This is a genomic window from Thalassospira permensis NBRC 106175, assembly GCF_000714555.1.
Classification (GTDB): domain Bacteria; phylum Pseudomonadota; class Alphaproteobacteria; order Rhodospirillales; family Thalassospiraceae; genus Thalassospira; species Thalassospira xiamenensis.
This window is the reverse complement of sequence record NZ_AUNC01000012.1, coordinates 179,877-205,670: the sequence shown is the minus strand read 5'-3', so window position 1 is coordinate 205,670 and position 25,794 is coordinate 179,877. Positions and strand designations below refer to the sequence as shown.

General features: G+C 53.7%; 28 protein-coding genes. 5 read left to right on the top strand and 23 right to left on the bottom strand.

Translation table 11 applies throughout. From position 1 onward, the window contains the following. Positions 1-40 precede the first annotated feature (40 nt). The 13 genes from SMB34_RS08155 to SMB34_RS08095 form a co-directional block, all read right to left on the bottom strand. Positions 41-967, bottom strand: a complete 927-nt coding sequence (locus tag SMB34_RS08155) for a FecR family protein (protein WP_037989284.1) — start codon at positions 965-967, stop codon at positions 41-43. 104 nt (positions 968-1,071) lie between these two features. Beyond that, entirely contained in the window at positions 1,072-1,581 is a 510-nt protein-coding gene (locus tag SMB34_RS08150; RefSeq protein WP_065701880.1) for an RNA polymerase sigma factor, read from the bottom strand. Positions 1,582-1,813: 232 nt separating this feature from the next. Then, positions 1,814-2,530: a tRNA (guanosine(46)-N7)-methyltransferase TrmB gene (gene trmB / locus SMB34_RS08145; protein WP_037989279.1), complete on the bottom strand. Its 717-nt coding sequence runs from the start codon at positions 2,528-2,530 to the stop codon at positions 1,814-1,816. A 131-nt stretch (positions 2,531-2,661) separates the two neighbouring features. Further along, positions 2,662-3,834, bottom strand: coding sequence for a methionine adenosyltransferase (gene metK / locus SMB34_RS08140; RefSeq protein WP_037989100.1), 1,173 nt, complete (start codon positions 3,832-3,834; stop codon positions 2,662-2,664). Between the two features lie 310 nt (positions 3,835-4,144). Next, complete coding sequence (locus SMB34_RS08135) at positions 4,145-4,615, bottom strand: helix-turn-helix domain-containing protein (RefSeq protein ID WP_037989098.1); 471 nt, start codon at positions 4,613-4,615, stop codon at positions 4,145-4,147. A 99-nt stretch (positions 4,616-4,714) separates the two neighbouring features. Continuing rightward, positions 4,715-6,295 carry an apolipoprotein N-acyltransferase gene (lnt, locus tag SMB34_RS08130; RefSeq protein ID WP_007088431.1) on the bottom strand — a complete coding sequence of 527 codons (1,581 nt, stop codon included), beginning with the start codon at positions 6,293-6,295 and terminating at the stop codon, positions 4,715-4,717. Next, complete coding sequence (locus SMB34_RS08125) at positions 6,288-7,268, bottom strand: hemolysin family protein (RefSeq protein ID WP_082242524.1); 981 nt, start codon at positions 7,266-7,268, stop codon at positions 6,288-6,290. Before SMB34_RS08125 ends, lnt begins: the two co-directional genes overlap by 8 nt. Next, positions 7,265-7,867, bottom strand: a complete 603-nt coding sequence (gene ybeY, locus SMB34_RS08120) for an rRNA maturation RNase YbeY (RefSeq protein WP_007088433.1) — start codon at positions 7,865-7,867, stop codon at positions 7,265-7,267. The genes SMB34_RS08125 and ybeY overlap by 4 nt, the downstream gene beginning before the upstream one ends. Continuing rightward, complete coding sequence (locus SMB34_RS08115) at positions 7,851-8,945, bottom strand: PhoH family protein (protein ID WP_007088434.1); 1,095 nt, start codon at positions 8,943-8,945, stop codon at positions 7,851-7,853. Before SMB34_RS08115 ends, ybeY begins: the two co-directional genes overlap by 17 nt. Next, positions 8,942-10,327 (bottom strand): tRNA (N6-isopentenyl adenosine(37)-C2)-methylthiotransferase MiaB, encoded by a 1,386-nt coding sequence (gene miaB, locus SMB34_RS08110; RefSeq protein ID WP_037989277.1) that lies wholly within the window; start codon positions 10,325-10,327, stop codon positions 8,942-8,944. The genes SMB34_RS08115 and miaB overlap by 4 nt, the downstream gene beginning before the upstream one ends. 144 nt (positions 10,328-10,471) lie before the next feature. Next, positions 10,472-11,374, bottom strand: a complete 903-nt coding sequence (locus SMB34_RS08105) for a lysophospholipid acyltransferase family protein (protein ID WP_007088436.1) — start codon at positions 11,372-11,374, stop codon at positions 10,472-10,474. Next, positions 11,371-12,162 carry a GNAT family N-acetyltransferase gene (locus SMB34_RS08100; protein WP_007088437.1) on the bottom strand — a complete coding sequence of 264 codons (792 nt, stop codon included), beginning with the start codon at positions 12,160-12,162 and terminating at the stop codon, positions 11,371-11,373. Before SMB34_RS08100 ends, SMB34_RS08105 begins: the two co-directional genes overlap by 4 nt. Positions 12,163-12,327: 165 nt before the next feature. Then, on the bottom strand, positions 12,328-12,750 hold the full coding sequence (locus SMB34_RS08095) for a Fur family transcriptional regulator (protein ID WP_007088438.1): 423 nt from the start codon (positions 12,748-12,750) through the stop codon (positions 12,328-12,330). Positions 12,751-12,945: 195 nt separating this feature from the next. On the opposite strand from SMB34_RS08095, the gene SMB34_RS08090 reads away from it, so the two are divergent. Then, positions 12,946-13,191, top strand: coding sequence for a sulfurtransferase TusA family protein (locus tag SMB34_RS08090; protein ID WP_007088439.1), 246 nt, complete (start codon positions 12,946-12,948; stop codon positions 13,189-13,191). A 103-nt stretch (positions 13,192-13,294) separates the two neighbouring features. Here SMB34_RS08090 and SMB34_RS08085 read toward each other — a convergent pair whose 3' ends face one another. Together SMB34_RS08085 and tsaB are read right to left on the bottom strand one after the other, a co-directional pair. Continuing rightward, a complete protein-coding gene (locus SMB34_RS08085) occupies positions 13,295-13,834 on the bottom strand; it encodes a GNAT family N-acetyltransferase (protein ID WP_007088440.1) in 540 nt (179 codons plus the stop codon). After that, on the bottom strand, positions 13,831-14,649 hold the full coding sequence (gene tsaB, locus SMB34_RS08080) for a tRNA (adenosine(37)-N6)-threonylcarbamoyltransferase complex dimerization subunit type 1 TsaB (RefSeq protein WP_007088441.1): 819 nt from the start codon (positions 14,647-14,649) through the stop codon (positions 13,831-13,833). Before tsaB ends, SMB34_RS08085 begins: the two co-directional genes overlap by 4 nt. Before the next feature lie 19 nt (positions 14,650-14,668). Here tsaB and ddpX point away from each other — a divergent pair, with 19 nt between their 5' ends. Next, positions 14,669-15,226 carry a D-alanyl-D-alanine dipeptidase gene (ddpX, locus tag SMB34_RS08075; protein ID WP_007088442.1) on the top strand — a complete coding sequence of 186 codons (558 nt, stop codon included), beginning with the start codon at positions 14,669-14,671 and terminating at the stop codon, positions 15,224-15,226. Between the two features lie 58 nt (positions 15,227-15,284). On the opposite strand, the gene SMB34_RS08070 is transcribed toward ddpX, so the two are convergent. From SMB34_RS08070 to SMB34_RS08055, 4 genes are all read right to left on the bottom strand, one after another. Continuing rightward, positions 15,285-16,358, bottom strand: a complete 1,074-nt coding sequence (locus tag SMB34_RS08070) for an ABC transporter ATP-binding protein (protein ID WP_037989094.1) — start codon at positions 16,356-16,358, stop codon at positions 15,285-15,287. Between the two features lie 5 nt (positions 16,359-16,363). After that, on the bottom strand, positions 16,364-17,218 hold the full coding sequence (locus SMB34_RS08065) for a carbohydrate ABC transporter permease (protein WP_007088444.1): 855 nt from the start codon (positions 17,216-17,218) through the stop codon (positions 16,364-16,366). Positions 17,219-17,220: 2 nt separating this feature from the next. Next, on the bottom strand, positions 17,221-18,072 hold the full coding sequence (locus tag SMB34_RS08060; protein ID WP_051682201.1) for a carbohydrate ABC transporter permease: 852 nt from the start codon (positions 18,070-18,072) through the stop codon (positions 17,221-17,223). 156 nt (positions 18,073-18,228) lie between these two features. Further along, complete coding sequence (locus tag SMB34_RS08055; RefSeq protein ID WP_007088446.1) at positions 18,229-19,473, bottom strand: ABC transporter substrate-binding protein; 1,245 nt, start codon at positions 19,471-19,473, stop codon at positions 18,229-18,231. A 228-nt stretch (positions 19,474-19,701) separates the two neighbouring features. Between SMB34_RS08055 and SMB34_RS08050 the strand changes: the two genes are divergently transcribed. Beyond that, complete coding sequence (locus SMB34_RS08050; protein WP_037989269.1) at positions 19,702-21,033, top strand: GH1 family beta-glucosidase; 1,332 nt, start codon at positions 19,702-19,704, stop codon at positions 21,031-21,033. Positions 21,034-21,086: 53 nt separating this feature from the next. After that, entirely contained in the window at positions 21,087-22,127 is a 1,041-nt protein-coding gene (locus tag SMB34_RS08045; protein WP_007088448.1) for a LacI family DNA-binding transcriptional regulator, read from the top strand. 10 nt (positions 22,128-22,137) lie between these two features. Here the strand turns inward: SMB34_RS08045 and SMB34_RS08040 are convergent, their stop codons facing one another. After that, positions 22,138-22,671: an MgtC/SapB family protein gene (locus SMB34_RS08040; protein WP_007088449.1), complete on the bottom strand. Its 534-nt coding sequence runs from the start codon at positions 22,669-22,671 to the stop codon at positions 22,138-22,140. A gap of 100 nt (positions 22,672-22,771) precedes the next feature. Then, positions 22,772-23,689, bottom strand: coding sequence for a LysR substrate-binding domain-containing protein (locus SMB34_RS08035; RefSeq protein ID WP_007088450.1), 918 nt, complete (start codon positions 23,687-23,689; stop codon positions 22,772-22,774). A gap of 81 nt (positions 23,690-23,770) precedes the next feature. Between SMB34_RS08035 and SMB34_RS08030 the strand changes: the two genes are divergently transcribed. Continuing rightward, positions 23,771-24,445 (top strand): LysE family translocator, encoded by a 675-nt coding sequence (locus SMB34_RS08030; protein ID WP_007088451.1) that lies wholly within the window; start codon positions 23,771-23,773, stop codon positions 24,443-24,445. A 13-nt stretch (positions 24,446-24,458) separates the two neighbouring features. Here SMB34_RS08030 and SMB34_RS08025 read toward each other — a convergent pair whose 3' ends face one another. After that, on the bottom strand, positions 24,459-24,902 hold the full coding sequence (locus SMB34_RS08025) for a DsrE family protein (protein WP_037989090.1): 444 nt from the start codon (positions 24,900-24,902) through the stop codon (positions 24,459-24,461). Continuing rightward, positions 24,892-25,695 (bottom strand): HesA/MoeB/ThiF family protein, encoded by an 804-nt coding sequence (locus SMB34_RS08020; protein ID WP_037989088.1) that lies wholly within the window; start codon positions 25,693-25,695, stop codon positions 24,892-24,894. Before SMB34_RS08020 ends, SMB34_RS08025 begins: the two co-directional genes overlap by 11 nt. Positions 25,696-25,794: the final 99 nt, after the last annotated feature.

Here is a 25,794-nt window from a genome sequence, read left to right as displayed (position 1 = left end):
GAAGGATCATATCGATTGGTGATTTTGGAGTTTGAGAGGGTCAGGCGGCGCGAATGACCGTCAGGTAATCTGTAAACCGATGCACATTGATCGACAGAACACGAGCCAGAACCGGCAGAACATCCTTTGACCGTTCAAGGTCGACCACAAGGGTTACCGGGCGGGATTTGAGTTCTTCGCCGATGATCATGATCTTGCCATTCTGCCAGCGCTGCAAAACGCGAACGACTTCCCCGAGCGGCCTCCCCATAAAGACGAGCTGGCCGTTCCGCCAGGCCAGCTCTGCCGAAAGATCAACCTCGTAAGGCCGCCCGATTTGCACATCTCGATAGCGCACGGCATTTCCCGCAGCCACTTGGGTTTGCGCGCCGCCAACACGAACAATCAACGGATTTTGTTCGGCAATTACCGTGACATCCCCATCATAAGCAGCCACGTCGAGCCTTCCGCCCCACGACCAGCTTGCGCCATGGGCAGCAGCAACAAAAAAGGCGTTACCTGTTGCCGAATGATTGAACCATGCTTCGCCGCTATGGAGTTCGACACCGTTTATCCCGTCACGCGCGACGTAGGACATAACGGTATCGCTCGCCAGTTCGGCCTCAACACCGCCGGGAAGGGAAAAACTATGCCGTTCGCCGGTTACAGTCCGGATATCGGCAAAAGGGTGACGCGGGGAGAATGCCCAACCCGCACTGATGACAAGCGCTGCCGCCGTTCCCGTCATAAAGGCACGTCGACCGACCTTATTGCCTGTTGAAAGATTAAGGCTAGTACTGCCACTCCAAAGCCTTTCTATCTCGCCAAAGGCCTCAAGATGCGCCGCATCAGCCTCGACCCAGCGGGCGAATGCACGACGGTCTTCTTCGGTTTCACTGCCATCAAGCAACAGTGCAAACCAATAGATCGCCTGCTCCGACACCGTATCGGGCAGATTTGCAAGGTGATTTTCACCTGTCATAGCCATGAATGCCGGGTTCCGTGCGTCATTGATCAGATGGTGTTTGGGCGTATCACACAAACACCCTCACTATTGGGACGAACCTGAAGCGCATATTTCTGATCTGACATTCAAATTTTTTCCGATTTATCCATTGCCTCTTTGACAAGTGTCAGGGCACGGACCATGCGGCTAAACGCGGTTTGTGTTGGAATGCCAAGTTGTTCACCGATTTCGACGTATGTTTTGCCTTCAAGCCGGGCAAGAATGAAAACAGTCCGAAGGTTTTTTGGCAAAGCATTCAGTGAGGCCTGTAGATGGCGCAATTCCTGCCGAGACCATGCGATCTGTTCGGGGGACGGAGCGTCATCGGCAACGAATTCAAATGCTTTATCGGGTTCCTGAACGAAGGTCAGTATTCGTTCCCGCCGGAAATGATCGATCACCAGATTTTGGGCCGTCCTAAAAAGATAGGACTGGGCAAATTGCGGATCGGGTAGCGATGGTGTGGTCACAACCCGAAGGAAGGTGTCCTGCACGATGTCGTCGGCCATGTGCCACGACAACTTTCGCCGCTGCACAAAATGCAGCAACCGGGAGCGATAGGTTCGGAAGAGTATGTTGACATCCCAGTGTGTCACGGTTCGGACCTTTGGAATTATGCACAAAAATTGTTGTTACCGGCATTTGGCACAAGCGATTTTGCGACAATGTCATATCAGTGGAACAACATGAATATCGCACATGACAATCATTCTCAATTAAAATTTCAACTTATTGAAATTGTGCCGTTATGTTGTTCACGCAAAAGAAAACCCGCACACAACGAAAAGCCTTTGGTGCGGGTCAGATAACAATAGAAAACCGTGCAGATCAGGAACGCTTTTTACGACGAAACCGCAAATAGTTGCACTTTTTGCCCTGACGGAGTGCTTTTTGTTCATAACGGGTTTTGACCCAATCAACGGGCGGATTGCGCCAATCTTCGGGGCTTTCAGCAAGCCATTCGAAATCCGGATGATTGTGCATATGTTGCAGTGTCCAGGAAATATACTGCATATCGTCGCTGGCCACCCGGAACTCGGCCCCATCTTTGAGAATACGCGCCAGCAATGCAAGGTTTTTGGGGCCAATGAATCGACGTTCGGCATGACGCTTTTTAGGCCACGGATCCGGGAACAGCAGGAATGCGCGATCAAAGCAGGCATCAACCAGCTTATAAAGCAGTGGTCGGGAATCGTCCGCAATGACCCGAACATTGTTCAGTCCGCGCTCATCGATATGGCGCAACAGGCTGCCAACCCCGTCCATAAACGGTTCAGCCCCGATAATCCCAGTCTGCGGGTTGGCCTGAGCCTGGCCCGCCAGATGTTCCCCCCCGCCAAAGCCGATCTCGAGCCAAAGCTGTTCCGGTTTCTCCGCGAAATAGCTGTTCGGATCGACATCAGCCTGATCTGGATAGGTAATCCCGATTTTCGGCAACAGTTCGTCGACCAGCGCCCGGCGCGAATCCTTAAGAGGACGGCTGCCACGACGGCCATAAAAATTTGGACGATCCGGAGTTGGTAGCGGGCGGTTGCTGTTGCGCATTGTCTTATCTGTCAGGACGGGTTCGAAAAGGGGTTCAAAATCAAACGGGCGGCCCCGGAACTGTATCGGGGCCGCCCGCCTCATATCATGCCACACGATTTTGGCAAATCGCGCGCTGGCTTTTAAGCCAATCAGGCACCGAATGCCGACTTAAGATCACCCACCAGATCGGTACGTTCCCAAGAGAAGTGACCATCTTCCTGCGGCTGACGACCAAAATGACCGTACGCAGAAGTCGGGGTGTAAATCGGACGACACAGCGAAAGATGTTCGCGAATGCCACGTGGGCTGAGATCCATCAACTGACGCAGCACACTGCCCAGCTTGATTTCATCCACATTACCGGTGCCATGGTTATTCACATAAAGAGCCAGCGGCTTGGAAATACCGATCGCATAAGCAACCTGAATGGTGCAACGTTCAGCAAGACCAGCGGCAACAACGTTTTTCGCAAGATAACGCGCAGCATAAGCAGCCGAGCGGTCAACCTTGGTCGGATCTTTGCCCGAGAACGCACCACCGCCATGCGGTGCAGCGCCACCATAGGTATCAACGATGATTTTACGACCGGTCAGACCGGCGTCGCCATCAGGGCCACCAATAACAAAACGACCCGTCGGGTTGATGTAAATCTCGTCTTCGGCTGGCATCCAGCCTTCCGGCAGAATGTTCTGGATATAGGGCATGACAAGCGAGCGCACATCGGCCTGATTAAGGCCATCTGCGTGCTGGGTCGAAACAACAACCGACGTCGCCCCAACCGGCTTGCCATCTACATAGCGCAAGGTAACCTGGCTTTTTGCATCCGGACCGAACTCGGCTGATTTTCCAGAATGGCGGTCTTCGGCCATTTTGCGCAGGATACGGTGCGAGAACTGGATCGGAGCTGGCATCAGCTCGTCCGTCTCGTTGCAAGCATAACCGAACATAATGCCCTGATCACCCGCACCGAGGTCTTTCTCACCAGCGGAATCAACACCTTGGGCAATATCAGCAGACTGCTCGTGGACGTGGCACTCGATTTCGGCCGTTTTCCAGTGGAAGCCTTCCTGCTCATAACCGATGGCACGGATAGCTTCACGTGCCTTTTCGATCATGACTTCCTTGGAAACGCTCTCAGGACCGCGAACTTCGCCAGCAAGAACCACACGATTGGTGGTTGCCAGAGTCTCAACGGCAACGCGAGAATCTTCATCGGCGGCCAGAAACGCATCAACGATGGAATCGGAAATGCGGTCACAGACCTTGTCCGGGTGACCCTCGGAAACCGACTCACTGGTAAAAAGATATTCGGAAAGAGACATTCAAACCTTCTCCGGTAAAAAAGGAGTTCCACAACTGGACCGGAGGGCATCGGTACAAGTTTGCACCAATTGCGCCCACTTAGCCTTTTTTAACGTGGTGGCAAGCGGTCCAAATCCGTCCACGTATTCAATTGGGCTTATCACCCAAGCTGCGGTTTTGCCTCAATGACATTTTCGGGTCAAGAAAGATCGACGCATAAGCGTAACGCGCCTGACGCATTTCGGCCAGAAACTCGAAGGAAACAAAGAAAAAACGCATCTGCAACTTTCTGGCAAATGCGCTTTTTGAAATCATAATTTCGGGTGTCTTCTATTTCGCATTTTCGTTATCGGCAACAAGAATGCCCATCGACTTAACCAACTCGAAAACACGCTTTCGCTGGGTCGGATCGGTGATTCGATAATATGCGCGTACCAGTTCAAGGGTTTCACGGCGGTTCATCGGATCATTATCGAACGGATCCGGGCTTTCCGACATTTCGCGACGCTCATGCACGGATTTCGTCGAAATCTCGTCAGGCATATCATCAAAGAAGAATGAAACCGGTACTTCCAGAACGCGCGACAAATCATAAAGGCGCGAAGCCCCGACACGGTTTGCACCGCGTTCGTATTTCTGGACCTGCTGGAATGTCAGCCCAATGGCCTCACCCAGTTTTTCCTGGCTCATACCAAGAAGGGTTCTGCGCAACCGAACACGTGCACCGACATGAATGTCGACGGGATTCGGCTTGCCATTTGCGGTCCGGCCCCGACCTCTACCACGAGTATTCTTGACCATCGTGTTTTCATCCTTAGGCGACATTTTGTGTTGTCCTTCTCTCACTCCGACCTACCCGCTCTTATTTTTGCTGGGACAATCAGGGAGCGGTTCGGTGCTTCACACAGCCGCTTTAAGGGATTTGAATAACCTACTATATCCCAAAACGAGAACGGCTAGAAAGGTTACAATACCGTAAAATAGAATATCGCGCCACAAATAATATACTGTGGTATGGTTATACACCCCCGAAAGGGGGTGAACCATGATCTCCTCTGTTCTTAAGGGGAGTTTTGCCAGTTCCCGACCATAGGCGTCATACATTCCCGATACGCCGGTATAGGCCGCGCGCACCAGCGGTCGGCCTTCTTCGATGCTGCGGAACCGTGCGGCTGCCAGATGCTGATACGGACCAGCACTTTTGCCAAACCACCCGTCATTGGTAACATTGAGCAGCCAGTCAGGCTGATTTGCATCGTCAATAACAGCGCCCGGGAAAATGACCTCGTAGCATATCAACGGCGAGAAGCTTGGCATCCCGGCCACTTCAAGGGTCTGTGGCCCTTCACCAAATGAAAAATCTGTGCGGCCAGCAGTCAGCTTAGGGATCGGAATCCATTCTCTGAGAGGTACATATTCGCCAAATGGCACAAGATGAAACTTGTCAAAACTCGCAACAATTTCCCCGTTGCTGTCAAGAACCTGAACGGCGTTCCAAACCTTGAATTCATTCGTATCCCGCGGATAGGTCCTAGGTGCCCCGGTAATCAGGATATCATCAGGTCCAAGAACCGATGCCATTTGCAACCTACGAACAGGTTGGGCTTCCACAAAGAATGTTGCAGCCGTTTCTGGCCAAATCACGATACGTTTTCGATCTGGTGCCATATCAACCGGGCGACGCGACAATCGCAGCAATTTTGCGAAATGCTGATCCTGAAGTTCGGGAATCCACTTTTCACGTTGGGGAATATTGGGTTGAACAACCTGAATGACGGGCAGATAGTCAGAAACCGTTGCGTCGGCTGTCGCGGGACCAACCAGCGACAAACGAATGGCACCACCGCCCCACAGCAGAACCGCAATCATAATGCCGGCAATGGCACTTATTCTGCCCACGCGCCCGGCAATAAACGTTGCCGGCAGGGTCGCAAACAAAGCCGTGAATACGGATAGACCGTAAACACCGACAATCGAGGCAAACTGCATTGGTGCTGGATCAAAAGCCCAGACATGCGCCAGCAAATTCCACGGAAATCCGGTCAATACATGGCCCCGCAGGAATTCCGCCACAGCCCAAAGAGTTGCCAGCATTATGGCACGACCAATGATTTGCCGCGTCAACCGCCAGCTTGCCCAAACGGCGACCATCGGGAAAATTGCCAGCCCGCCGCCTAGCCCCAAAAGAGCAAATGGAATCATCCATCCATAGATTTCCGGCTGAACCAGAAACGCATGACTGATCCAATAGAACCCAGCGGCAAAATGCCCGGCACCAAACCACCAACCGGCGGACAGCGCCCCCTTGTTGCACTTAACCCCCTCAAGCGACCAGAGCAGTATGGCAAAAGCCACTGGCAAGGCCGGCAAAAAGAAGAAAGGCGGTAACGCCAAAACCGCAACCGCCCCAGACACCAACCACAGGAAGCGCCTGCGCCAACCCGAAAGGTTGGCGAGGCGCGCCGCTAGTCTGTCAATCATTCGATGATCCCTGTTTGGAACTTTCGTCACTAATCTCGGCCGGTTCGGTCCGGACCAGATGAATACGCAAACGCCGAATTCGGCGCGGGTCGGCATCAAGGACTTCGAACTGGATACCGGACGGATGTTCGATCAGTTCCCCACGCGCAGGCACACGCCCCGCAAGCGAGAAGACCAGCCCGCCCAATGTATCGATATCTTCGTCCTCGTCTTCATCCAACAGGCCGAAGCCCAGCTTTTCCTCAAGGTCTTCGACCTCGTAGCGGGCATCGGCGATATAACAGCCATCGGAAAGCCGGATCAGTTTCGGTGTCTGATCAATGTCATGTTCGTCATCAATCTCGCCGACGATTTCCTCGACCAGATCCTCGATCGTGATCAGCCCGTCAATGCCGCCAAACTCGTCGACGACCAATGCCATATGCGTTCGCGACAAACGCATTTCGGACAGAAGATCAAGCACCCGAATGGCGGGCGATACGAACAACACCCGACGCAAAAGGGATTGCAGCTTGAATTCCTTGCCGGCAGCAACACAGCCCAGCACATCCTTGATATGAACCATACCGGCAATTTCATCGAGGGACTCGCCATAAACCGGTAGGCGTGAATGAGCTTTTTTCACCATCACGTCAACAAGCTCGTCAAGCGTGATGCTTTTTTCGACCGCAACGATATCGGCCCGCGGGATCATGACATCCTCAGCCGTCATATCGCGGAGTGCGATGATATTTTCAAAAAGTGACCGTTCGTGAAGCGAGACGGGCTCGTCATCTTCTTCACTACGCTCGGCAAGTTCTTCAAGTGTGTCTGAAAGCGATGCCTCGCCATTCCTTGGCTTGCCGCGCTTAAGGCCTAATGCCGATGCGACATTTCCCCACAAGGATCCGTTATCGGAATCCTGACCATTCTCCCCGCCCTGGCGAGGGCTCGTACTCTCGTGGTCGTCGTCGCGCTGACTATTCTCGTTCATTGTCCTGTTTCGATATCTTGATCTTCAATCGGTTCATAGGGATCATCGATCCCCAGTGCGGCAAGAATTTGCCGTTCAAGTTCTTCCATCTCTTCGGCTTCATCATCAACCATATGATCATAGCCGACAAGATGCAGCGTGCCATGTACAGTCAGATGAACAAGATGATTTATCAGCGTCTTGTTCTGTTCAACGGCTTCACGTTCGCATGTTTCACGTGCAATGACGATATCACCCAGCATCAGGGGCATATCGGATGACATCATGAAAGCTGCTGTATCATCCGCACTTTCGAGGGCTGCGAACGATAAAACGTTGGTCGGACTATCCTTGCCGCGATAATCACGGTTCAATATCCGGACAGACGCATCATCGGATAACCGAACACCGACCTCAACCACCGGCGCAATACTTAAAAGCGATGCACCATCTCCTTGGTCGGGTGTGCCATCGGCTGGAGCCGCATCTTCTTCCCAAAGCGCACCGTCACGCACAGCGCCATCAAGGGCGGCACGCACAGCATTTTCAATCGCATCAATGTCGGCCTTGGTCCAATTACCCGCTTCAACATCAAGGTCCAGATCAAGCGGTGCTGTCATCGCCCTGACCCTCGTCCTTGATTCCGCGATAGCCTTTTTTCAGTCTGTCCCGCAATGCATCTGCCGCGTCATAAGCCTGAACAATCTTGGTGACAAGCGCATGGCGAACAACGTCGCGCTGATCAAACTTGATCGTCGCGACACCTTTGACATCCGCGATGGTTTCAAGCGCATCCCGCAGACCCGATTTGGTGCCATCGGGCAAATCGACCTGAGTCAGGTCACCCGTCACCACCATCCGCGATCCTTCGCCGAGACGGGTCAGGAACATTTTCATCTGCATGGCTGTCGTATTCTGTGCTTCGTCCAGAATGACAAAGGCATGGGCCAAAGTACGGCCACGCATAAAAGCAAGCGGGGCAACTTCGATCTCGCCACTTTCCATTCGCTTGATCACGACGTCGCCAGGCAAGGTGTCATGCAGCGCATCATAAAGCGGACGCAGATACGGATCGACCTTGTCCTTCAGATCACCCGGCAGGAAACCAAGCCGTTCGCCGGCCTCGACCGCAGGACGTGACAAGACTATACGATCAACCTGACCCTGAATAAGCGATTGGACCGCCATGGCGACCGCCAGATAGGTCTTGCCGGTTCCGGCCGGACCAATGCCAAAGACCAGCTCGTGATCAAGCATGGCCTCGACATAATCCTTCTGGCGTTTGGATCTCGGCGAAATCCGGCGTTTTTTGGTCTGGATGGTCAGACGCGACCCGCCAAACATATCTTTGGTCTGCCCGGTCCAGGGGTCAGCTTCGTCGGGTTCGGACAAACGGATGGCACCATCAACCGTTTCGACATCGACATGATCTATTTCCTTGTCGCGCAAGCGCGCATAAAGCTGACCAAGAACCTTTTTGGCCTGGGCTACTTTGGGACCTTGCCCGGCAAGGGTCACAACCGATCCACGACTGGAAACCTGAACCCCGGTACCTTCGGAAAGGCGGGTCAGGTTTTCGGCCTGCGGCCCATATAAAAGCTGGGCAAGTGCATTATCTGCAAATTCGATCTGGTCGGTGTCTTTGGTCGAAGACTTGGCTTTTGCCGTGTTTTTTGCCTTGGCTGAAGTGGCAGTCACGCAATTTTCCTTTCAGAATCCCGGTTTTGAACCGGGGCATCGACCAGTTCACCGCCAAGGGAATTAGGCAGTGCTTCGGTGATTTTCAACCTTACGATCTGTCCCAATGCGGATTCTGGCAAACCGCTGACATGAACCGGCTGCATATAAGGGCTTTTTCCGACAAGTTGTCCTTCAAGTTTGCCGTGGCGTTCCAGCAGGACATCCATTTCCCGACCAAGACAGTTTCGGTTGAATTCAAGCTGCTGCTCGGCGAGAAGCGCCTGAATACGCATGATCCGTTCGGTCTTTACCGGCTCGGGAACCTGCAGTTCCATGGCCGATGCCGGAGTGCCGGGGCGCGGGCTGTATTTAAAGCTGAAAGCCTGAATGAAGGTGATATCGCGCACCATTTGCATCGTGTCTTCGAAATCCTTGTCGGATTCGCCGGGAAAACCCACGATAAAATCAGACGACAGCGCAAGATCAGGGCAGGCATCTTTGAGTTTTGTAACGATTTCGCGATAAGATGCGCCATCATGCTTGCGGTTCATCGCCTGCAACACACGATCCGATCCTGCCTGAATGGGAAGATGCAAAAACGGCATCAGTTTGGGAAGGTCACGATGGGCTGCAATCAGGTCATCATCAACATCGCGCGGGTGCGAGGTTGTGTAACGAATGCGATCAAGTCCATCAATCTCGGACAATTCGCGTAACAGACGACCAAGCGTCCATTCGCCGCCATTTGGGCCGTCGCCGTGATACGCATTGACGTTCTGACCCAACAAAGTGATTTCACGGGTGCCCTTTTCAACGAGCTGGCGGGCTTCATTGATGATATCCATGCCCGGTCGGGAATATTCGGCACCACGGGTATAAGGCACAACACAGAAGGTACAGAATTTATCGCAACCTTCCTGAATCGCCAGAAAGGCCGAATAACCCTGTCTTGAAACCTGTTGTGGCAGGTGGTCAAACTTTTCCTCGGCCGGGAAATCGGTATCAATGATGCGATCACGCCCGACTGCGCGATTGGCGCGCGCTACCATTTCCGGCAAACGATGATAGGTCTGCGGCCCGAACACCATATCGACCATCGGTTCGCGACGCATCAATTCCGCACCTTCGGCCTGCGCAACACAACCGGCAACAGCGACAATCATCTTGTCCGTGCCATTGGCTTCCTTGGCTTTTTTGTGTTTACGAATACGGCCAAGATCGGAAAAGACCTTCTCAGCAGCTTTTTCGCGGATGTGGCAAGTATTGAGGATAACCATATCGGCACCTGCGGCATCGTCGACCGGCTGGTAACCCAGCGGCGCCAATACGTCCTGCATGCGCTGGCTGTCATAAACATTCATCTGACAGCCATAGGTTTTTACAAAAAGCTTTTTCGTCACACTCACTTCTGGATCCGTTTTTTGCTTTCTCGAATACGCCGAAAAGCGGTGTGAAAGCTCACACCGCAGACCGGACATCTTCGATATCTGAAATTCCGGTTACATGAAACCCAATTCACGCAATCGGATCATACGGCAAAACGGTCAGGAGCCGAACTGACGATCCGGTCCGAACAGACGAAAATCTTCGGAAACAATGGCCAGCGGCGAAAAGCCAATCAGGTCACCGGTACGTCCATTATCAATCAGCGGAACCGGAACCCCCTGATGCATGCCGGTCAGTGCTGCATGATGTCCACGCGCAACAGCTGTTTCACACATCCGGGAAAGTTCCTTGCGCGACCCGGCATCGGCCAAGGTCACAGGCGGGTGAACAACCAGCTCAACCGTTACTTTGCCAAGAGCCAGAAACTGCCACAAATGCGGCGCCAAGTCCATATCGCCATACCAGGAATAGAAAGCTCTCAGATCGCGTCCGATCGGTGCTCCATCAAGACGGGTAGCCGCAATCGAAACCGGCTGGACTTTTACCTGCGATCCATCGGGCAGGGTGCGTTCGGCAACACCGAACAAAGTCGACTTGAACGGCAGCACACGGTTGCCGTCGTTGCTGGTGCCTTCCGGGAACAGGATCAGTTTGTGCCCATCAGCAAGACGCCGGGAAATCTGATCATTCTGCTCGCGAGCGCGGACTGGGCGACGTTCGACAAAGGTGGATCGCTGCAACTTGGCAAGCGTTCCGAAGATCGGCCAGCTGGCGACCTCGGTCTTGGCAATGAAACTGCCGCGAACCAAGGCCCCCAGCACCGGAATATCGAGATAGGATGCGTGGTTGGCCACAATAATACCCGGCCCATCCATCAACTCTACCCCGGAAACGCGAAGCTCGATATGAAGGATTTTCAGGCAAAGCGCATGATAAAACCGCGGCAGATCATCGGCCAATCGCAGTCGAAATGCAATTGCCATCACCTGAACCGGGATCAGGATCAAAGTCAGCAGGGCATAGGCCAACAGCCGGATGGCTGCACACGCATAACAGTTCACGATACCCTCGCGGTCCGCTCATAATGCTTGTAGTAACGATCCGTTACCTTTTCCGTCGGTAACACGATGCAAATGTCGGTGGTATTAAACTGATGATCAACCACCGCACCATCACCGACGAAACCACCCAATCGCAGATAGCCCTTGATCAATGGCGGCAGATCGCGAAGCGCCTGTCGTGCATCAATTGCATCAATCGTCGTGCGCGCCATCGGCTCGTACCGGCCTTCGACTGCGCGAGGTCGCATTTCTTCGGGTGCCAGATGATTGTGATGCAGATAGGTCAAAACATCACCAAAGGCATCCGGATCGGTGCCATGGAAAGATGCGCAGCCAAACATCAGCTTGATATCGTATTTGAAAACATAGGCAGCAATTCCCTGCCAGAGAAGTTGCAGGGTCGGCATCGTGCGATAGGCTTCTTCAACGCAGGAACGACCAAGTTCCATGATCTCGCCGCTGCCTTGTGCCGCATCAAGCATTGACTGGATGTGGTATTCATCAGCGCTGTAAAAGCCGCCATGCTGATTTGCAACCGACTGACGCAGCAGGCGATAGGTTCCGACAACACCGTCTGGTCCCTGACCGCGATTGTGATCGATTACCAGCAGGTGGTCACATAAAGGATCATAATTGTCAAAGTCGCGCTCGGCCGCAGCCATTTCCGCGCTGGGCTTTGCCCCGCGTTCCTCATAGAACACCTTGTAGCGAAGTTTCTGACTGGCGAGGATTTCATCCTCGGTTTCGGCGAGGCGCACCTCTAACCGCTGCTGTCGATCGTCGCTCATCGCAACTCCCTTTCGTTCATCTGCGCAGATTTTGCGCAAGTTTCGCGTCAGGGGCGAGTGAAGGCTTTGTTAAGAACGCGTAACAGGAATATGAAAAACCACCCGCTCGGCATGAACGGGTGGCTTGAAATCTGCGATTTTCGCAACCGTATTGTCAGAAATCGGTTACTTTTCGTCCTTCATCGGAACGCCGTAAAGCTCCAGTCGATGACCGACAAGCTTGTAACCAAGCTCTCTGGCGATCTCTTCCTGCAACTTTTCGATTTTTTCGTTCGAAAACTCGATCACGTTACCTGATCGCATATCAATCAGGTGGTCGTGGTGTTCCTCGGTCAATTCCTCGTAACGTGCACGGCCATCACCGAAATCGTGTTTTTCAAGAATATCCGCCTCTTCAAACAGGCGAACGGTCCGATAAACGGTTGCAATCGAAATCTTCGGGTCAATTTCGGTCGCCCGGCGATAAACGAGCTCCACATCGGGATGATCTTCTGATTCCGACAGGACCCGGGCAATCACCCGGCGTTGGCCGGTCATTTTCAAACCCGCGTCGATGCACTTCTGCTCGATGGTTGATTCTGTAAGCATAGTCTTGTTTCTCGTTTCCGGTTCCGCCTGTCCCCAGCCAGGATGCTCCCAGGCTTTTGCTCTCATGTGGGCTAAATATCGAGAAAACTGTCACATATCGCAAGGTACAAATAGCGATAATTTGTTCTCTCCAGCTTGCCTCCAGCCCGATGAAACGCTACTTCACGTTTCCGGTGCCCAATCAGGAGACAGCATATGGACGACATCACGCCCGATCATAAGATCGACATCACAAAGGATGTCTGCCCGATGACATTTGTTCGCACCCGACTGAAACTTGAAACCATGACACAGGGTCAGGTTCTCGAAGTAACACTAGGCGCTGGCGAACCGTTAAAAAACGTTCCGCGTTCTGTCACCGAAATGGGCGACACCGTCATTGACCTTGTCGAACTTGCCGACGCACCGAACACATACCGTTTAACGATACGAAAAGGTTGAACAAATCCCGCGCGTCGTCATCAAGGCCTAGACTATAACAGCTTGACGGTCAAAACCACACATTTGATGTGGATATAGCGAAATAGAATACATCCAGCTTGCATTAATCGCCCCAGCCCAAAACACAAGCACCAAGATCACGCTCCATAACCAGTGCATCGACCTCACGCCCGGACTTCCGGCGATAGTATCTCTTGCGCCGCCCGATCTCGGCAAAGCCGCAATCACGATAAAGCGCAATCGCCGGTGCGTTATCATCGGCCACTTCCAGTAAAACCCGCCCGACACCGGTTTCGCGCAAGCGATCAAAGGTCGCAGACAACAGTTTTCTGGCAACGCCGCGTTTACGCGCTTCCTTTGCGACAACGATGGTATTGATTTCCGCCTCGTCCAGCACTGCCTGCATCTGGATAAAACCAAGTGGGATATCAAGGCGGTTTTCCGCCTCATTCCCCGGTGCAAAGGCCAGAAACCCGAAGGCCCCAGGCACATCAAGCAGTGCGATCATTTCATCCGCCGACCAGCAATCCTGATCTTCGAACCCTTCAGCATGAAGCGCACTTGCAACATTGCAAAACGCCGCAGTCAGGGGAACGACTTCAATCCCGTCTTCAACTTCCGGCTGGTGGGATGAAGCACTCATTCCTCATGTACCGGCTTGTTTTTTGCCGGTCCCTGATCTTCGATCCGGCGCGCATCGGGTGCACGCAGATACATTGGCACAGGCGGCAGGTTTTCATCCGTTCCCCAGCGCGCCGCTGCAATACGCGCCACATTTCCGGCTCGCGGTAGCCCCGGCGCCGTGCAATCATAAAATGCATCCGGCGCGTGGGCAGCCGCAGTCAAAAGGCGTGGGGTAGCATCGCCGGCCAGAAGCGTATCGCCCGGTGGGGCCATCATCAGAGCCTGTCGGGGTGCGACACATTCCGGCGCACTGAGCGGGCGCTTCTTGCCATCAAAGGCCTGGGCAAAAATTTCGTTCCGCTTGCTGTCGAGTGCCACCAGAATATTTCGTCCCTGCTGATCACGTTCGGAAACGCCATAGGCCACCGCCTCAAGCGAACTGACACCAACCACCGGAATTTTACGTGCTAGCCCAAGCGCACGCGCGGTCGCAAGGCCGATCCGCATACCGGTAAAAGCGCCCGGTCCGACGGTGACGGCGACACCATCAACCTCGTCAAAGGTGATTCCCGCCTGATCCAGACTTTTGGCAATAAACCTCATCAGGTTTTCTGCCTGCCCGCGTTCCATATCCTCATAAAGCTCGCTCTTGACCTCGCCATTGACCAGTACAGCTGTTGAAAGTGACGTTGACGCGGTGTCGATAGCCAAAAGCGTTGGGCCCGTTTTTTCAATGGCCCCGGATGACGTTTGCGGTGCGGTCCGATCTGCGCTATGGGGATTGTGACGCAACTGACCAGTCAGCATTTTTTTGATGTAATCGGTAAACGACAAGAACAGGGGGCCTCCGGCAATGGCGCTGGTCGAAATTACGCCACAAGAATATGATGTCGAAATTGATATTGTTTATGCCACGGATCGCAATTTCACCGGGGCACCGATCTATTCACGGCCTGCCTGCTATCTTCATCGTGATGCGGCGGACTGCCTGAAAAAGGCTGTCGCCATGGCACGACGTCACGGTAAACGCATTCGCATTCTGGATGCCTTCCGCCCACAAGAAGCCCAGCGGGCTCTTTGGAACCATACACCCAATCCCGATTTCATCGCCAATCCCGATCTTGGATCGCCACATGGCCGTGGTGTTGCCATTGATCTAACGCTGTTGGACGCAAACGGCAAGGAACTGGATATGGGGGCAGGGTTTGATGAAATGCATATCCGGTCCTATCATGGAGCGGACGGGCTTTCAAAAGACGCCGAGGCCAACCGTTTGCTGCTTCTGGGCATCATGGTTAGTGCGGGTTTCGAATATTACAGCCACGAATGGTGGCATTATCAACTGCCTAACGCACGCAGCAATTATCCCCTGTTTTCCGACAGTTCCCTGCCGCAAAGCATGATGAAATAATTGATTGGGCAACAAAGTTGCCGGGCCAACCGCAATAAGCACGCGGTTGGCCCGGTTTCTATAGAACGGCCTGACCACTTTCCGGATCAAACAGCGATACACGCGCACCATCAATCATGATCCGGGCATCACTGCCGGAACTGAAATGCTGTTCGGGGCCTGTACGGGCCGTAACCTCCGCCCCGGCGACGGCAAGACGGACATATTGATCAGGCCCGGTCGGCTCTGCCAGAAGCACCCGGGCATTTGCACCAAAGTCATCAAATACAAGATGTTCCGGCCGCGCGCCCAATGTCATGGGGCAGCCGATAAATTCACGGGCGCGGCCGGGCAAATCTACCAATGGCAATTGGCCCGATCCCCCGTCAAACGCAATTCCGTCACCCACCTGAACCAGTTTGCCATCAATGAAATTCATGGTCGGGGCACCGACGAAGCTGGCGACAAACCTGTTGGCCGGTCGGCGATAAACATTTTCCGGTGTGTCGGCCTGCTGGATAGACCCTTTGTCCAGCACCACAACCTTGGTTGCCAGCGTCATGGCTTCGATCTGATCGTGGGTGACATAGACAATGGTCCGGCCAAGCCGTTCATGAAGGCGTTTCAATTCGACACGCATATCGGCACGCAATTTGGCATCAAGGTTCGATAGAGGCTCGTCAAACAGGAAAACCGATGGTTCGCGCACCAGCGCACGGCCGATCGCCACGCGTTGCTGCTGCCCACCGGACAATTGCGACGGTTTACGATCCAGAAGCGGGGTAATTTGCAGAAGTTCACCAATGTCATCGACACGCTTTTCGATATCGGCCTTGGGCATGCCACGCATTTTAAGGCCAAAACCGATATTCCTGCGCACCGACATGGTCGGATAGAGCGCATAGGACTGAAACACCATCGCGATATCGCGTTCATCAGGCTCCAGTTCCGAGACATCTCGCCCGGCGATGTGGATTGATCCGCCGGTGACGGGTTCCAGACCGGCAATCATGTTCAAGATCGTCGATTTGCCGCACCCCGACGGCCCTAACAGGACCAGAAACGCACCATCCTCGATTTCGAGATTGATATCCTTCATCACGGTCAGACCGGCATAGGCCTTGGTCACACCACGTAATTCAACGCCGTTCATGTCCGTTATCCTTTCACTGCACCAGCCGCAATTCCGCGAACAAACAACCGCCCCGACAGCAGATAAACAGCCAATGTCGGAAGCGCCGTCAGCATGGTGGCAGCCATATCCACGTTATATTCCTTCTCGCCGAACTGCGATCCGACAAGGTTATTGAGCGCAACCGTCATCGGTTGTCCGGATCGCCCACCAAAGGTCAGGCCCAACAGAAAATCGTTCCAGATATATGTGAACTGCAAAATCATCGCGACACCGAGGATCGGCAACGAAAGGGGCAACATGACATGCCAGAACAAGGGCCAGAAACCGGCTCCGTCAATGCGGGCGGCTTTCAGCAGATCCTGTGGAACGGTTTTGAAAAAGTTACGAAACATCATGGTGGTAAAGGCAACGCCCCATATGACATGCACCAGAACCAATCCCGGAATGGATCCAAATATTCCCAGTTCGCGCACCATGATGATCAGGGGATAAAGTGTTACCTGTGGCGGGATGAACATGCCAACCAGAAGGGCGGCAAACATCAGATTGGCCCCGCGCATTTTCCACGCTGCCAAGGCATAACCGGTAACCGCACCAAGTCCGACCGAAAGGAAAAGCGCCGGAATGACGATTTTGACTGATGTCAGGAAGGAGGATGACAGACCACCGCAATTTCCGCCTGCGGTTTGGCTACAATCGCCAGACCATGCTTCGCGCCACGCGTCAAAACTTGGTTCCACCGGCAGGGCAAAGATGCTGCCATCACGAATTTCATCCATCGGTTTAAGCGATGTCGACACCATAATAAAAACCGGCGCCAAAATCATCAGGGCAGCAATGCCCAGCAGTCCATAAAGCGCAAGACGGTTAAATCGCATGGTCAATGCCCCCCACCGTCGCGTGCTTTGCGCAGTTCAAAATGGATATAGGGCGAAATGACTGCAATCACGGTACACAGCAATACAAATGCACCGGCCGCACCAAGGCCAAGTTCCTGCCGGTTCAGGATATGATCGACAACAAATTTCGCCGGCAAATCCGATGAAAAGCCGGGCCCGCCGCCGGTCAGGGCAACGACAAGGTCATAGGCCTTCATGACAATCGCGCTCATCAGGATGAATACGGTAAAGAATACGGTGCGCATCATCGGCGTAATCACATGCAGATAGACCCGCCAGATCGGAATGCCATCCACCCGTGATGCCTTCCAGATATTGGGGTCGACATTACGTAGCCCTGCGAGAAACAGTGCCATGCACAGCCCGACCTGCTGCCAGATTCCGGCAATGGCAAGGGTATAGATCGCCCGATCCTGACGTACGATCCAGTTGAACTCAAATGTAGTCCAGCCCAGTTCGCGCACAGCATCCTGAAGCCCCAAACCCGGATTCATCACCCATTGCCAGATGACACCTGTCACGATGAAAGACATCGAAAGCGGCAGCATGAAAACCGTGCGAAACATGCCCTCGGCCTTGATCCCGCGATCAATCAGAATCGCCAGCAAATAACCGAAAACGATACATCCACCGATAAACAGGAAGCCATGAATGGCAATATTCTGCATTGCCGTCCACCAACGTTCATTGGCGAACAGGCGCACATATTGGTCAAAGCCGGTAAATTTATAGACCGGCAACAGACGCGACCGCGTCAGCGAAATCACAAAGGTCCAGATAATAAAGCCATAAAAGCAGACGATGGTAATCGTCATGGCAGGGATCAGCGCCATTCTTGCCGTCCATTGCGGACGCCAGCGCCGTCTGCCGTTGTGCGAAGTTTTCAACGCACCCTGTGCCGGTTCGGCCATAAGTAATCTCGCTTCTTTGTAAAGGTGCCGCTGCATCAAGCAGCGGCACACCTGCAAAGCCGTGTCATTCCATCTGCCTTACTTGGCATAGGAAATCGCCTGACGGAATTCTTCCTGCCCCTGTTCCGGACTCATGTCAGCACTGTTCCAGAAATTGGAGATACTGTCATCAATTGCCCCGGAAACGGCACTTGGAACACCAAACAGACCGGTACTGACCAGATGGGTTTTCTTGTCCTGCAATGTCGCCATGGCCTTTTGTGCACAGACATCAAAACTATCACCCGGCACATCAAGAAGGGCAGGGATCGAACCCTTTTTCTTATTGAACGCAATCTGGACATCAGGCTCCAGCATCACATGCGCCATTTTTTCCTGGGCCGCCTGTGCTTCTTCGCTGTCCATCGCGGAAAAAGCAAAGGCATCAACCGTCATGATATAGGCGGTATCGATGGCCGGGGCGAAGGCACAGCCGACCGTTGTGCCCGGTTCGACACCGGCCGCAATAATTTCACCCTTGGCCCAGTCACCCATAAACTGAAACGCGGCGTCGCCGCGGATGACCATATTGGTCGCTTCGTTCCAGTTACGACCCGGGCTCGCTTCATCGACAAAGGGTTTGAGCGCTGCAAAGGTTTCAAACACCTTGCGCATGGTGTCGGATGCCAGAAGTTCATCATCCAGCGTGCTGTATAGCTTGGCGTAGAATTCACGCCCGCCAACGCCGAGAAGGACACTGTTAAACAGGATGCGTTCCTGCCACGGCTGCCCGCCAAGGCCGATCGGAATCACACCGGCATCTTCAAGCTTTTTCGCCGCATCAACGAATTCCGGCCAGCTTTTCGGCACCTCGATCCCGGCTTTTTCAAGCGCGTCCTTGTTGTAGAACATCCAGTTTTCACCATGGATGTTGATCGGGGCGGCGATATAATCACCATCATATTTTGCAGCCTGAACGATAAGTGGCGGCAGCTTTTCATCCCAGTTTTCTTCCTCGGCCACCGCATTCACATCGGCCAGAAGCCCCTGATCGGCCAATTCACGCAATTGCTGCCCGATGGAAAACTGGAAAACAGTCGCCGGGTCGCCGCCCAGCATGCGGTTGACCGCAGCCGCGCGGGCATTGCCGCCACCCGCAATCGGTGTATCGACCCATTTACCGCCCTGTGCTTCGAAAGCGGTACGGATTTCGCCCAAAGCAGCCTGCTCGCTGCCCGATGTCCACCAATGCAGAACTTCGGCAGTCTGGGCGTGAAGCGCACCCGCAGAAACACCGGCGCTCAGAAATGTCGCAAGTGCTGCGACCCTTGAAAATTTCTTCATAACGGATGTCCTCCCTAATGGATACGTTCGCGCCCGACTTCTTAAATGGTCGAAAATTCGTAACGTTTCGATTTTTTGATAAGCGGTTTATTCACTCTTGTCAATCAAGAAAACCCGGCCATAATAAGGCGAAATCGATCCGGCATTATTTTTTTGCCGAAATTTCCGAAACGTTACGATTTTGGATCTGCCAACGAATGCGATCCGCGACAGGGCAAGGAAACAATCATGATCAAACCTTTTCCCAACGGTTTCCGCTGGGGTGTCTCGACCTCAAGCTACCAGATTGAAGGCGGCGCGAGCGACGACGGGCGCGGCGCCAGCATCTGGGACACCTACTGTGCAACACCCGGCCGGGTTGCCAATGGCGACAACGGCAGCGTCGCCTGCGATCATTACCATCGCTGGGCCGAGGATCTTGACCTGATCCGTCGGCTTGGCGCGAAACATTATCGATTTTCGGTAATGTGGCCGCGTGTCATACCGAATGGCACCGGCGAAGTTAATGAAACCGGCATGGCGTTTTACGACCGGCTGATTGACGGAATGTGCGAACGCGATCTTGATCCTTGGCTTTGTCTTTATCACTGGGATTTGCCACAGGCGTTGCAGGATCGCGGGGGCTGGGCGAATCGCGATATCGTTGACTGGTTTGGCGATTACACCGAATTGCTTGTGAAACGGTTTGGCGACCGGGTCAAATCATGGGTTACATTTAACGAACCCAACGTGGTTGCATGGGTCGGTCACGAAGAAGGCCGCCACGCACCGGGTATTACCGATCCACGCGCAGCGATGCGCGTCGCCCATCATCTGAATATGTGCCATGCGCGGGCGACCCGCGTGATCAAGCATCATTATCCGGATGCACCGGTCGGATTCGTTTTGCCGATGCACAAGGCCTATACACTGCCGCATCGGCGCGAACAGGACGCCCATCTGGTCGATCTGTTCGAAGCCAAATGGAATGGCACCTTCCTTGATCCGGTCTATTTCGGCCGCTATCCCGAGCTGATTATTGATCGCATGGAACCCCATATTCAGGATGGCGACCTTGAAGCGATCAAAACCAAAGTCGATTTTCAGGGCCTGAACCAGTATTTTCCAAGCTATATCGAAGCTACTGAAGGACGCGCATGGCCGTTCAAACACGCCGAACCGCCAAAATATTTCCGTCGCACAGAAATGGGGTGGGCGATTGATGGTGACTGCTTCTATCGCACCATGAAAATCCTGCAGGAGAACTACAGCAATCCGCCGGTTTTCGTGACCGAGAATGGCGGTGCCTTCATCGATCTTCCCGGTCATGACGGCTATATCGAAGATCAGGATCGCATTGCCTACTACAGTGAATATCTCTCGGCTCTTTTGCGCGCCGTTGACGAAGGCGCAAATGTGCAAGGATATATGCCCTGGTCCCTGCTTGATAATTTCGAATGGGCATATGGCTATGAAAAGCGGTTCGGGTTGGTGCATGTCGATTACAACACGCAGAAACGGACGCCAAAGGCGTCTTATGACTTCATGCGGCGCGTGATCGAAAGCAACGCATTGCCTTAACCACAGACGGGCGATTAGATTGTCCGCCAAAGAATAGATGAACGGACCTGTATATGTCAGCCTCCCGCCCGAACCTTCGCACTATTGCTGACCGTCTTGGCCTGTCGGTCACAACGGTTTCTCGTGCATTGAAAGACGGGCCGGAGGTCAAACCTGATACGGTCGCACGCGTCAAGGCCGCGGCGGCCGAAATCGGTTATCACCCCGATGCCCGTGGCGTCATGCTGCGCACCGGCAAAACCATGCAGGTCTGTTCGATCCTGTATTCCCCCGAAGTTGGTGATTATGGCGACCCGGGCTTTCTGGCCCAGGTTGAAAGCCTGGCAAAAGGTTTGGAGGCCGATCACTATTCACTGGTTGTCCTGGCCCAGACCAGCAGCGAAGATCCACTTGAACCCGTTCGCCGCGTACATACGCAACACATGGCCGATGCGGTTGTCTTTTCGCGCACCACATTGCAGGACAGCCGCGCCAAATACTGCCTGCAACATGACTTTCCCTTTGTCAGCTTTGGTCGGACCGAACTTTTAACTCCGCATGCCTTTGTCGATCACGATGATGAACAGGCGGCATATGATGCGGTCAAACGCCTGATTGATGACGGCCACCGCAAAATCGGCATGATTGATCCGCCTGAAGACCTGACCTTTTTCGGATATCGCAAACGCGGTGCGCGCCGCGCCATGATCGAGGCAGGGCTTGATCCAGAAAGCCTGATCTGGATGACTTCGGATGTTTCCGTCCGCGCGGCCCGCGAAGCCACCATCCGCCTGCTGACCGATCAGCGCGATGCTACTGCCGTGGTCTGCGCAAGTCAGATGACAATGATTGGCGCACTCGAAGCATTACTGGAACTGGGCATGGATACGATCCGTGACGGAATCGGTGTTGTCGGCTTTGGCGGCATGCCGTTCCGTATGCTCTCAAAACAGAAACTTGCCTATTACTACCAGCCGCAACGCAAGGTTGGAAAAGTCCTGTCGGAACATTTGCACAGCCTGATGACCGGCACACCCGCCGAAAAACTGCAAACGCTGCTGCCTTATCGGCGGATTGATGACCTCGCCGCCTTCCGGGAAGGGGAGGATTTCTGATCCATGGCAATCAGCCTTCGTTGTCTTTCCTGATATCTTCCACCGTTTCGTCGCTACCCAGAAGCCGAACCAGCATTAGTTCGACCGGTTTTAAAACAATCAGGACAATCAACGTCAACACCGTCGCGATCACCACGATATGCCAGGCCGCAAGGGCGCATGCGATGCCAAGTGCCGCCGTGATCCAGACGGTTGCCGCCGTCGTCAGGCCGCTGACTGACATATCCTTTGGATGGCGCAGAATAACACCCGCCCCGATAAAGCCGATGCCGGTCAAAACGCCCTGCAAAATCCCCTGCACGACGCGCGATAGTGCATCAGGGTGATCGATCAAATCCTCGAAATGTACTGCAACCACCGACACAACCGCGGCACCAAGTGCTACCAATGCCAATGTCCGCATGCCGGTCGGCTTGCCATTCACATCCCGGTTTAACCCGATCAGCATGCCAATGACCGTTGCCGCGCAGAGCCGCAGGATCATGTCGACCACCGCAATATCGAAATAGCCTTCGACGGTTGCAAGATAGGAAAGGTTTGTCATGCCGCATCCAGTTCGCGCTTAATCTGTTTGATATACAGACCGAAACGCGCCCTGTTCGTGCATTGTTCCGCCAACGGTCAATCGGGCAACCCGATATCAATCAGTCTTGCGGCACGACTCCGCTTTCAATTCCCTTGGCTTCGGCCATCAGCCAGTCAAAGAATCGCAAAATCCGCGGGTCGCGCCCCGGTCTATCCAATGTAATCAGGACATAGTCATAGCCGGTAGGCGCCATACCGTACGGCGCAACCAATCGGCCAGCCAACAGATCATCATAAACCAGCGGCAAAGGCCCGATTGCAGTCCCCAAACGATTGACGGCGGCTTGAAGTGTAAAAAAGAAATGGTCGAAATATTGCTCGCTTGCCGGGCTGCTATTACTCCCACTCGCCCGCCTCCAGATATCCCAGGCATCCGGCCGCGTACGACTATGCAACCATCGCGCATTGGACAAATCGCGAACCAGAATATCTTCCCAGCAATTCGGGTCACAAACCGGCCCGGCAAATTCCGGCCAAAGGCGGGTTACCTCGTAATCCTCGGCAATGCCGAAATCAGCCCGCCGGATCGCCAGATCGCATCCCTCAACCAGCAGATCAACCGGCCCACCAGCCAGCCTTAGATCGATATTCAAGTCAGGATTGGCTTCGCGAAAAGCACCCAGCCTTGGCATCAACCAGCGCATGGCGAGGCTTGGTTCGCACGATACTGACAGGATCGGCGATGCACTGTCATGGCGGTGAATTTCCTCGACCGTGCCATCAAGCCCGTCCAGCGCTGTTACGACCGACTTGAAAAGCCTTTCGCCTGCCGGGGTCAACCAGACACGCCGGTTGCGACGAACAAACAGATCAATACCCAGCCGTTCCTCGATCTGCGCGACTGCACGGCTAATCGCACCATGCGTCAGGTGCAATTCTTCGGCGGCGCGCGAAAAGCTTTGATGCCGTGCGGCCGCCTCAAAGGCAGGTAACGCAGCAAGTGGCGGCAGATTGCGCTTTCTGTGAAAATTACTCACGAAATTTCCCACGAATTTTCGATTTTCTGGTGATCTTTTCAATTTGATACTGAATAAGCTCACAGATCAAGGACCACGAACATGCCAGCCATTGCCCAGATCGAAGTCATTGCCGTCGCCATCATCACCATTCTTGCCGTTATCAGCCCCGGACCGGATTTCGCCATGGTGACGCGTATTGCACTTACACGGGGTCGTCGCGCTGGTGTTCTGTGCGCTATCGGGATCGGCAGCGGTGTTTCAGTACATCTGGCCTATACGCTGATCGGGCTTGGCGTTGTATTTGCCAGTAATGTCTGGGTTCTGACCAGCTTGCGCTATCTGGGTGCTGCCTATCTGATATGGCTGGGGATATCCGCACTTTGGCCAGATATTCGGGCTTTATTTTCGCCAAGACCCGCGGCACTTCAGACCCGAATGACAAACAAAAGCACCAACAGGCCGGAAGAAAATCAAAAACGGAACGGATCCGCTTTCTGGATCGGTTTTGCCTGCAATGCCCTTAACCCCAAGACGATGCTGTTCATAGTTTCATTGTTCAGTCAGATGATTTCACCCGATACACCGGTTTTGATGGAAATCGGTTACGGTTTGTATATCGCGGCATGCCACATGATCTGGTTTGCACTGGTCGCGGTCGCGTTGACACTGCCTTCGGTGCAAGCGCGCATCGCAGCTATTAAAATCTGGATTGAACGTGGTGTGGGCCTGTGTCTTGCCGGACTTGGCATCAAACTACTGACAAGCACCAACTGAATTCTTCAACGTCTTAGATAAACAGCATTTCGCCCTGTTGATGGGCATCATTCAGAAACGTTACCACGCCGCCCGTTTCGATTTTAAGCTCTTCGCGCTTTGCTTCGTTTTCAAGGCCAAGCGCACGAAGACCCATATCGCAGACCATGAACTTGCCATCCAGTGCCACACAGGCCGACAGCAATTCCTCGAAAGTGCCAATTCCGCGCATCGAATAACTAAGGTCAATCGAGGTTGCAGTTGCCCCCTCGGCCTCGGTCCGAAGATGACGCCAGCCCGACGGCGCAAGGACCGCACGACTGGCTTCCATAGTGAAAAACAGGGTGGCCTCACGCCCGGATGCAAGGGCAGCCGACGCCAATACGAGTGCGTAATGAACCTTTTCAAAGCTTCCTGAAAACACCACCAGTGACAATTTCCTTGGGCTTTCCGACTGTTTCGCGTTTTCAGTGCTCATGAATGGACAGGTCCTTGATACTGGCATTTTCGGAACAAAGCGGGCAGCCCGGATCACGCGGGACTTTAATCTTTCGGAAGGATGCACCAAGTGCATCGACAATCACAAGCCTGCCAGACAAACCATCGCCAATCCCCATCAGTTCCTTGAGAATTTCGGTTGCCTGAATCCCGCCAATCATGCCCACGACCGAGCCCAGAACACCGCCCTGCGCACAGGACGGAATGGCGTCCTCGGGCGGTGGGCTGTGATAGATGCAGCGATAACAGGGATGCGGATCGCCCAGATGCGCCTTGAATGTCGAAACCTGCCCGTCAAACCGAAGGGCCGCACCCGACACTAGTGTTTTGCCCGCAAAATAGCATGCATCGTTTAGCAGGAATCGTGTTTCGAAATTGTCCGACCCGTCGGCAATCACATCATAATCCGCAATCAGGTCCATAACATTGGACGCATCAAGCCGCACATTATGCGTCTGCACGGTGATTTCCGGGTTCATATCAAGCATGGTTGATTTGGCGCTTTCGACCTTGGGCGTACCAAGGTCTTTCATGCCATGCGCGATCTGGCGCTGCAGATTGGAAAGTTCGACCGTATCCGCATCGACGATCCCGATGCTGCCAACCCCGGCCGCGGCCAGATACATCGCCAATGGCGATCCAAGTCCACCCGCGCCGACAATCAGCACCCGCCCGCGCTTCAGCTTCATTTGCCCTGTGCCGCCAACATCCTTCAGAACGATATGCCGGGCGTAGCGCTGCACTTCATTTTCGCTGAAATCAAAATCACTCACAGGCGGTTTCTTTCATTCATGCCAAACGGGTCTGCCATTGCATATAGCGCGCATGGCACAGACAAGAAAGGCCCGGGAAAATCCGGGCCTTCTTAAGAT

Bases quoted from the DNA above. Each gene is read 5' to 3' on its own strand.
- SMB34_RS08155 (WP_037989284.1), bottom strand. From the start codon at position 967: ATGGCTATGACAGGTGAAAATCACCTTGCAAATCTGCCCGATACGGTG.
- trmB (WP_037989279.1), bottom strand. From the start codon at position 2,530: ATGCGCAACAGCAACCGCCCGCTACCAACTCCGGATCGTCCAAATTTT.
- metK (WP_037989100.1), bottom strand. From the start codon at position 3,834: ATGTCTCTTTCCGAATATCTTTTTACCAGTGAGTCGGTTTCCGAGGGT.
- SMB34_RS08135 (WP_037989098.1), bottom strand. From the start codon at position 4,615: ATGGTCAAGAATACTCGTGGTAGAGGTCGGGGCCGGACCGCAAATGGC.
- lnt (WP_007088431.1), bottom strand. From the start codon at position 6,295: ATGATTGACAGACTAGCGGCGCGCCTCGCCAACCTTTCGGGTTGGCGC.
- SMB34_RS08125 (WP_082242524.1), bottom strand. From the start codon at position 7,268: ATGAACGAGAATAGTCAGCGCGACGACGACCACGAGAGTACGAGCCCT.
- ybeY (WP_007088433.1), bottom strand. From the start codon at position 7,867: ATGACAGCACCGCTTGATCTGGACCTTGATGTTGAAGCGGGTAATTGG.
- SMB34_RS08100 (WP_007088437.1), bottom strand. From the start codon at position 12,162: ATGAGCGACGATCGACAGCAGCGGTTAGAGGTGCGCCTCGCCGAAACC.
- SMB34_RS08095 (WP_007088438.1), bottom strand. From the start codon at position 12,750: ATGCTTACAGAATCAACCATCGAGCAGAAGTGCATCGACGCGGGTTTG.
- SMB34_RS08090 (WP_007088439.1), top strand. From the start codon at position 12,946: ATGGACGACATCACGCCCGATCATAAGATCGACATCACAAAGGATGTC.
- SMB34_RS08085 (WP_007088440.1), bottom strand. From the start codon at position 13,834: ATGAGTGCTTCATCCCACCAGCCGGAAGTTGAAGACGGGATTGAAGTC.
- ddpX (WP_007088442.1), top strand. From the start codon at position 14,669: ATGGCGCTGGTCGAAATTACGCCACAAGAATATGATGTCGAAATTGAT.
- SMB34_RS08070 (WP_037989094.1), bottom strand. From the start codon at position 16,358: ATGAACGGCGTTGAATTACGTGGTGTGACCAAGGCCTATGCCGGTCTG.
- SMB34_RS08065 (WP_007088444.1), bottom strand. From the start codon at position 17,218: ATGCGATTTAACCGTCTTGCGCTTTATGGACTGCTGGGCATTGCTGCC.
- SMB34_RS08060 (WP_051682201.1), bottom strand. From the start codon at position 18,072: ATGGCGCTGATCCCTGCCATGACGATTACCATCGTCTGCTTTTATGGC.
- SMB34_RS08055 (WP_007088446.1), bottom strand. From the start codon at position 19,473: ATGAAGAAATTTTCAAGGGTCGCAGCACTTGCGACATTTCTGAGCGCC.
- SMB34_RS08050 (WP_037989269.1), top strand. From the start codon at position 19,702: ATGATCAAACCTTTTCCCAACGGTTTCCGCTGGGGTGTCTCGACCTCA.
- SMB34_RS08045 (WP_007088448.1), top strand. From the start codon at position 21,087: ATGTCAGCCTCCCGCCCGAACCTTCGCACTATTGCTGACCGTCTTGGC.
- SMB34_RS08040 (WP_007088449.1), bottom strand. From the start codon at position 22,671: ATGACAAACCTTTCCTATCTTGCAACCGTCGAAGGCTATTTCGATATT.
- SMB34_RS08030 (WP_007088451.1), top strand. From the start codon at position 23,771: ATGCCAGCCATTGCCCAGATCGAAGTCATTGCCGTCGCCATCATCACC.
- SMB34_RS08025 (WP_037989090.1), bottom strand. From the start codon at position 24,902: ATGAGCACTGAAAACGCGAAACAGTCGGAAAGCCCAAGGAAATTGTCA.